The organism is Natronomonas sp., from assembly GCF_036625485.1.
In the GTDB taxonomy this organism is placed as follows: Archaea; Halobacteriota; Halobacteria; order Halobacteriales; family Haloarculaceae; genus Natronomonas.
Genome location: NZ_JAZKTR010000130.1, coordinates 1 through 6,527, shown reverse-complemented (window position 1 = coordinate 6,527; position 6,527 = coordinate 1). Strand labels below are relative to the sequence as shown.

The window sequence follows — 6,527 nt, the reverse complement described above, 5'->3', positions numbered from 1 at the left end:
AGGGAGGCGCGGGACCAAGGCCCGACTGTAAGGAGGGCCGCCGTGTCTTTTTCATCGAAGTTTTTGCCGGTCGCCGAGCGAAGCAAGGCGACCGTGCAAAAAGTTCGGTTCACATGAAATCAGCAATCCCGCTCTGCTTGTTGGTGTCGTCCTCGAAGATGGATTCGACCGCACGGTCGAGGATCTTGAGGCGCTGTTTGGTGTATTCGCGGCAGTCGTACTCCTCGGCGACCATGATGGCGGTGTCGATGTACTTGTTGACCGACCCCTGATGGACGGTGAGGTTGACGCGACCGCCGCATTCCCGACAGTCGCCGGTCAGGGGTACCCGGCGGAACTTCTCGCCGCAGTCCAGACAGCGAGTTTCCTGCCGTGAGAAGGCCCGGAGATTCCCGATGATGTCCGGCAGGAAGTGGTACTCGATGACCCGCTCGGCGACGTCGGTCTCGTCGACCGACCGGAGCTTCCGTGAGAGCTCGAGCTGGGCGTTCATCTTCTCCATCATGTCGCCGAGCGTCTTGTACGCCGAGAGGTCCGGTCCGAGGGCGATATCGCCCGTATCGTGGGTGTGCTCGAAACCGCGGTACTGGTCTTCGGTGCCGAGGGTGTCCTCGCCGATCTGGATGAGGTCCTCGACTTCGCCGGGGTCGGCCATCTCGCGGGTGGCCTCGTAGAATTCCCGCGGATACTCCGAGACGATGTCCATGTTGTGGGCCTCGTCGTCGATCTCCGCGGGGTCGATGCGCGAGGACATGACAAGCGGGGCGTCCATCCGACCCCCGCGCTGGTTCGGCAGGAAAGATTTAGAGAAGTTGAGAAGTCCGTCCATGAGGAGCATGACACAGTCCTCGTCTCCGTCGCAGTTCCGCCGCTTCGCGGCGTGAAAGTACGGATGAGCGTATCCCACGGCCGCCGACGTAAATCCTATAATCCTCCCGACAACTGCGGCGGAGGTGTGTGGCGCCATCCCGAAGACCAACTCGCCGACGAGTTCGTCGCGGTCGTCGATGTCGTAGTAGCGGTTCATGCCGTAGTACTGCTCCAGCAGGTCGTCGACGAAGTCGGCGGTCCGAATCATGTGTTCGGCGGCGCCGTTCGAGAGGACGACGTCCTGGACTCGCAACTCGACCAGTTGGTCCTCGTGGGTCAGCGGGTCGCCGTGGATGTCCTCGTCGTAGCCGAGGGCCTTCAGTTGGCCGACGGTGATATCGAGTTCGGAGGCCCGGACCGACGTTACGGGGAGGTCGGTCATGTCGTAGCGGACGGTGCCGTCCTTGAACGACGAGACGCCGTTCTTGGCCCGGAGGACGCCCTTCTCGATGGGTTCGGGGACCTTGTGCTCCGAGGAGAGCCCCTGAACGCCTTTCAGGACGTCGAACGCGTTCTCGCGTTCGCCGACGTTCTCGAGGGCATTGCGGTACTCCTCGTGGACGTCGATGGTCTTCGTCTGGACGGCCTCGGCTTCGGACTCACACCGGGGACAGATGGCCCGTCCCGCCTCGTCGGGTTCGACGTCGATGTCGCAACTGTAGCAGACGTAGTGGGGGTCGGTGACGGCGTTGCAGTCGGGACAGCGTGCCCGGTGGGTTTCGGTCCCGCAGTCGGGGCAGGTGCGGCGGCCGACCTGTACTTCCACTCGGCCGGGGGTGTCCTGCATGTTCTCGCTGTGTTTCGCGGCGGCGGCGATATCCCGCTGGGAGCCGCCGGCCTCGCCGATGGGAAAGAGGGTATGCACCGCGGGCGAGAGGTCGCGTTTCTCGGATTTCTCGGGGCGGCCCATCCGACAGCCGATGCGGGTGGGTGCGCGCTCACGAACCTCGAAGGGGGCGACCTCGTTGACGGCCTCGACGGCGTTTTGGCCGTCGTCCCAGTTGCGGGCGTCCTCGGAGAGGTCGTCGCTGTCCCACGGCTTTTCGAGGTCGTCGGTCAGCCCGAGCGACTGGACGAAGGGGACGGCGTCGGGGACGGTCAGCGTCTCCTCGCCTTGGGTGTGTTCGACGATGAGAACCTCCAGCGCCTCGCGGACGGGTTCGGTACGCGGGAGGACGAGCGTGCGCTCGCTGGGCGAATCGGCGTCGGCAGGAGCTACAGCAGCACCGTCAGCTTCGGCCCAATGCCCCTCACTTGCGGCCTCCGCAAGCGTTTCGAATCGCTCGACATTGAGGTCGTGCCACAGGTAGGTGTATTCCGGATGCAGCGGAGCGCCGTATTCGTCGACCCATTCGAGGGCCTGCGCGGCGCTCGGGTGTTCGAGATCCACGCGCGGGGAGTCCTCTAGGGCCTGCACGTCGGCACCGGCCGCCCCCAGGTCGCCTTTCCACCACTCCGGGGTGTAGGAGGCCGGCGAGAGGGGGTGGTTGTTCTCGACGTACTCGCCGTAGTTGACGAGGTACTCGCCCAGATCGAGGATCTTCTCGACGCCGTTGCGGATCTCCAGCGCCTCCGCGGGGTCGTCGATGCGCCGGACGTCGCCGTTGGCGAGTTTGACCGTCGGGCCCTCCATCGAGTCGACGGGAACGACGCCGCCGGCCTTGCCGGGGCGTTCGGTCTTGATCTGGGTACCCGTCGCGAGGAAGTCGTCGACGAGGTGCATCGTCGCGGGGTGGACGCCCGCCGTCGCGAAGCCGTGGTTGCGAGACCGGCCGTAGCGGAGCCGAAACCCGCCAGTTTCGGATGGATGGCCGAAGACGGGCCGACCGGCGATGAGGTCCCGGAGGAACTTCTTGGAGGGGTCGTGCCGCGGCGGGCCGTCGGGGCCGTCGGCTTCTCCCTCGGCCTCGCCTTCCGCCTCGTCACCGTCGGCGTCTTCCTCCTCGGCTTCGGCCTCGTCGTCCGCGTCGGCGGCCGAGTCACCGCCTTTGTCCTTCTTGTAGGTGCCGTCGATGAGGTCCTGCAGCCACGGCCAGTCGACCTCGTCGAGTTGGGAGGTGTACCGCTGGATTTTGGGGGCCTTCTGGGCGATACCCTCGCCCAGCACGAGACACATGCCGCCGCGGGCGTTGTTGGTGTCGACGCGTTCGAGGTCCCGAAAGCCCGAAACCTCCTCGTCGCCGGTCGCCTCGCCGTCGAGCATGATGGGCATGTTCTCGGCGATGAATTTCGTCTCGGCGTCCTTCGGAGAGTACTGCAGGCCCGTCTCGTTGTCGTAGAGGGCCAGTTCCTCGGCGTAGCGTTCGACCTCGTCGCTTCGGGCTTTGAACTCGTCGATGCCGATGAGCGTCCGGGTGTAGTCCGCCACGAGCACCGACAGCGCCTGTGCGGTCCCGCCCGCCGAGCGGATGGGGCCGGCGTAGTAGATGTTGATGAACTCGGTGCCGTCGTCGTTCGCCAGCAGTTCGACCCGGTCGATACCCTCGATGGGTGCGGCGACGACGCCTTCGGTCAGCAGGGCGACGGCGGTCCGGACCGCGCCTTCGACTTTCCCGGCGCGGGAGTCGTAGTCGCCGACCTTTCCGTCGGCGAAGTCGGCGGCGAGTTCGAGGGCGGCCTCCTCTCGGGAGAGGTCGGGGTCTTCTTCCATCTCTCGGACGCGTTCGGCGACGCCGTCAATGCCGAGGATGTTCTCGACGCGGTCGGCCATGTCCTTCGCGATGGGAATCTCGACGTCCTCGGTGGGGTCGCCGCCGCGCTGTCGGGCCTCGCGGGCGACTTCCAGTGCCTCGTCGAGGCCGGATTCCAACCGCTCGAAGTACGCTTCGTCGTCGGGACGCATCTACAGCGGCCAGAGGTCGAGGTCGGTCGTCTCGTCGTGCTCGCGTTCGAGCTGGGTGTCGAACTCCCGGACGTAGAGTTCGCCCGCGAAGGTAGTCGCCGAATCGAGGTGACCGCCGACCACGGTGCCGTCCTCATGAGAGAGGGTAACGTGCGTGTGCGCGAAGCGGTCCCCCTCCAGATGCGAGATGTTCCCCAGCGCGGTCGTCACCTCGAACGGCTCGTCGAATTCGACGGGGTAGTACTCCTGTACCTCTTGGTCGTAGAAGAAAACGGTCGCGTCCTGCACCGCGCCGAGGCCGAAGAAGAAGGCCGCATCGATGCCCTCGGCGTCGGCGAAGGCCTCGATCTGCTCGCGCCAATCCCGTCCGTGTTCCAGTCGGGCGACGAACTCCCGGTCGCCCTCGACGCGTTGATAATCCATACTGGGTGGGATGACGGCAGCGGTCAAAAAGGTGTTCTCCCGAGAGCGAAACCGGGGCCGCCCTCGGAGCGGTCGCTACGCGCTTCGAAAATGGGTCCCCACCCGTCGGCCACGCGGTTATCGCCAGTCGTCTACGTCGACTGTGGCTGCCGTGGACATGGAGAGGTAGGCGTCCTCTCGGCAAAGCTCGGCGATGATAAGTCGGTCGCCGTCGTTGCCGCTGTCCACGGACGCCATGACCTCACAGTCGCAAACCGTCTCCGCAGTGGCCGTGTCCTGTGCCATGCATGTGCATAGTTGACAGTAGGTATATAACGCTGACGATGTGACACCGTGTCATACCGTGATTTGCCGCATCCTTTATGACTGATTTATATGTGTTGGGAAACATGATTCTGGAAAATCATTTCTGAACAACTGTCGAGTATGATGAACATACCACATGGAACGTTCTACGAGCGAACGGAGTAAGCCGTGAGCGGGCCTGCAACCCGCGAACGGGCGGCCGCGGGTCGGCCTGTGGGAACTCCAGGTTCAGGCGAGGACTTCCACTTCGTAGCCGGCGGCCTCCATCGCGTCGAGCAGTTCCAGTACGTGCTCGTGGCCGCGGGTTTCGAGGTCGAGTTCGACCTCGGCGGCGTTCATAGCGATGTCCTTGGAGGCGCGGTCGTGCTCGATGGCGAAGATGTTCGTCCGGTTGTCGGCCAGCAGTTCGACGAGTTCTTCGAGGGCGCCGGGGCGGTCCTTGAGGACGGTCCGGACCCGGAGGAAGCGGCCGCGTTCGACGAGACCGCGGCGGATGACTGTCGTGAGGACGTTGAGGTCGATGTTGCCGCCGCAGAGGGCGGGGACGATGGTTTCTCCCTCCTCGTAGTCGAAGCGCTCTTCGAGGACGGCGGCAAGCGGGACGGAACCGGCACCCTCGACGAGGGTTTTCGAGCGTTCCAAAAGCGAGACGACGGCGTTGGCGATCTCGGGGTCGGTGACGGTGACGACCTCGTCGACACGTTCTTTGATAACTTCGAAGGTCTGCTCGCCGACCTTGCGTGTGGCGATGCCGTCGGCGATGGTATCGACCGAATCGCGTTCGACGACCTCGCCCTTCTTGAGGGAGGCGGCGACGCTGGAGGCACCCTCGGCCTGCACGCCGATGACGCGGGCGTCGGTCTGGGCCTTGACGGCAGTGGCGATGCCGGAGATGAGGCCCCCACCGCCGATGGGGACGACGACGGTGTCGACGTCGGGACACTGGTCGACGATTTCGAGGCCGATGGTGCCCTGGCCGGCCATGACCGCGGGGTCGTCGAAGGCGTGGACGTAGGTACGGTCCTCTTCGCGTTCGATCTCGTGGGCCTTCTCGGCGGCCGCGTCGTAGTCGATGCCGTGGAGGACGACCTCGGCGCCGTACTCGCGGGTGGCGTTGATCTTCGAGATCGGCGCGTATTCGGGCATGACGATGGTCGAATCGACGCCCGCCCGTGTCGCCGCGAGCGCGACGCCCTGGGCGTGGTTGCCGGCGCTGGCGGTGACGACGCCGCGGTCGCGTTCCTCGTCGGTCAGTTGGGCGATCTTGTTCGTCGCGCCGCGGATCTTGAACGAGCCGGTGCGCTGGAAGTTCTCCAGTTTCAGGTGGACGTCGGCACCGGTGCGCTTCGAGAACGTGTTGGAGTGTTCGAGGGGGGTCTCCCGGGCGGTCTCCGCGACGACGTCGCGGGCCGCTTCCACGTCGGCGAACTCGAGCATACCCACGGCTACTCGTGGATGAATGGTAGGCCTTCCGGGCCGCCGGCACCGTCGTCGGCGGTGGTGGGCCAAAGGGGAAGGAGCGTGTGCATCAGAATAGGCGCATGGGACCATCATAAAACCCTGCCATGCGGAGTGAAAGTGTAATCGCACGACAGCGGCCAGATGGAGGGCTCGTCAGACGGTCGTTCGACGGTCGACAGACGGCGATACGGCCGCGTTCCGTATAAAAATGAAAGGGGATTCCGGGGTCAGTTGATGGGGATGTCGTGGCCGGAGCCGCCCTCGGATTCCTTCGGGAGCGTGACCGTCAGGACGCCGTTGCGGTATTCGGCCTCGGTCGCGTTCTCGTCGACGGGCTCGGGCAGTCGGACCGACCGACTGGCCGACTGCTGGCGGCGCTCCCGTCGGAGATAGCGCCCCCCTTCGCCTTCGCTTTCCTCGGATTCCTCCTCGGTATGGCTCGCCGACAGCGTCAGGCGATCGCCCGCGAGTTCGACGTCGATGTCGTCGCGGTCGAAGCCCGGCAGGTCCGCGGTGACGACGTAGGCCTCCTCGGTGTCCTCGACGTCGACGGCGACCGCTCCCTCGAAGGCGCCCTCGTCGAACGGTTCGAGGCGGTTACTCATCCGGTCGAACATCCGCTCGA

5 protein-coding genes are annotated in these 6,527 nt (G+C 65.2%); all 5 read right to left on the bottom strand.

Features of this window, described 5'->3' with window-relative positions; all coding sequences use genetic code 11:
* Positions 1-109: 109 nt before the first annotated feature.
* Complete coding sequence (locus V5A53_RS11630; protein ID WP_332313780.1) at positions 110-3,712, bottom strand: DNA polymerase II large subunit; 3,603 nt, start codon at positions 3,710-3,712, stop codon at positions 110-112.
* Positions 3,713-4,135 carry a PPC domain-containing DNA-binding protein gene (locus V5A53_RS11625; RefSeq protein ID WP_332313779.1) on the bottom strand — a complete coding sequence of 141 codons (423 nt, stop codon included), beginning with the start codon at positions 4,133-4,135 and terminating at the stop codon, positions 3,713-3,715.
* A 117-nt stretch (positions 4,136-4,252) separates the two neighbouring features.
* The gene (locus V5A53_RS11620; RefSeq protein WP_332313778.1) at positions 4,253-4,420 is read right to left on the bottom strand and encodes a DUF7556 family protein; all 168 of its coding nucleotides are present in this window, start codon (positions 4,418-4,420) and stop codon (positions 4,253-4,255) included.
* Positions 4,421-4,669: 249 nt separating this feature from the next.
* Positions 4,670-5,878: a threonine ammonia-lyase gene (ilvA, locus tag V5A53_RS11615; RefSeq protein ID WP_332313777.1), complete on the bottom strand. Its 1,209-nt coding sequence runs from the start codon at positions 5,876-5,878 to the stop codon at positions 4,670-4,672.
* A gap of 251 nt (positions 5,879-6,129) precedes the next feature.
* Positions 6,130-6,527 (bottom strand): Hsp20/alpha crystallin family protein (locus tag V5A53_RS11610; protein ID WP_332313776.1); only part of this gene is annotated, 398 nt, incomplete at its 5' end.

What these genes read in the sequence shown, in the direction of transcription:
- V5A53_RS11630 (WP_332313780.1), bottom strand. Translation starts at nt 3,712, where the DNA reads ATGCGTCCCGACGACGAAGCGTACTTCGAGCGGTTGGAATCCGGCCTC.
- V5A53_RS11625 (WP_332313779.1), bottom strand. Translation starts at nt 4,135, where the DNA reads ATGGATTATCAACGCGTCGAGGGCGACCGGGAGTTCGTCGCCCGACTG.
- V5A53_RS11620 (WP_332313778.1), bottom strand. Translation starts at nt 4,420, where the DNA reads ATGGCACAGGACACGGCCACTGCGGAGACGGTTTGCGACTGTGAGGTC.
- ilvA (WP_332313777.1), bottom strand. Translation starts at nt 5,878, where the DNA reads ATGCTCGAGTTCGCCGACGTGGAAGCGGCCCGCGACGTCGTCGCGGAG.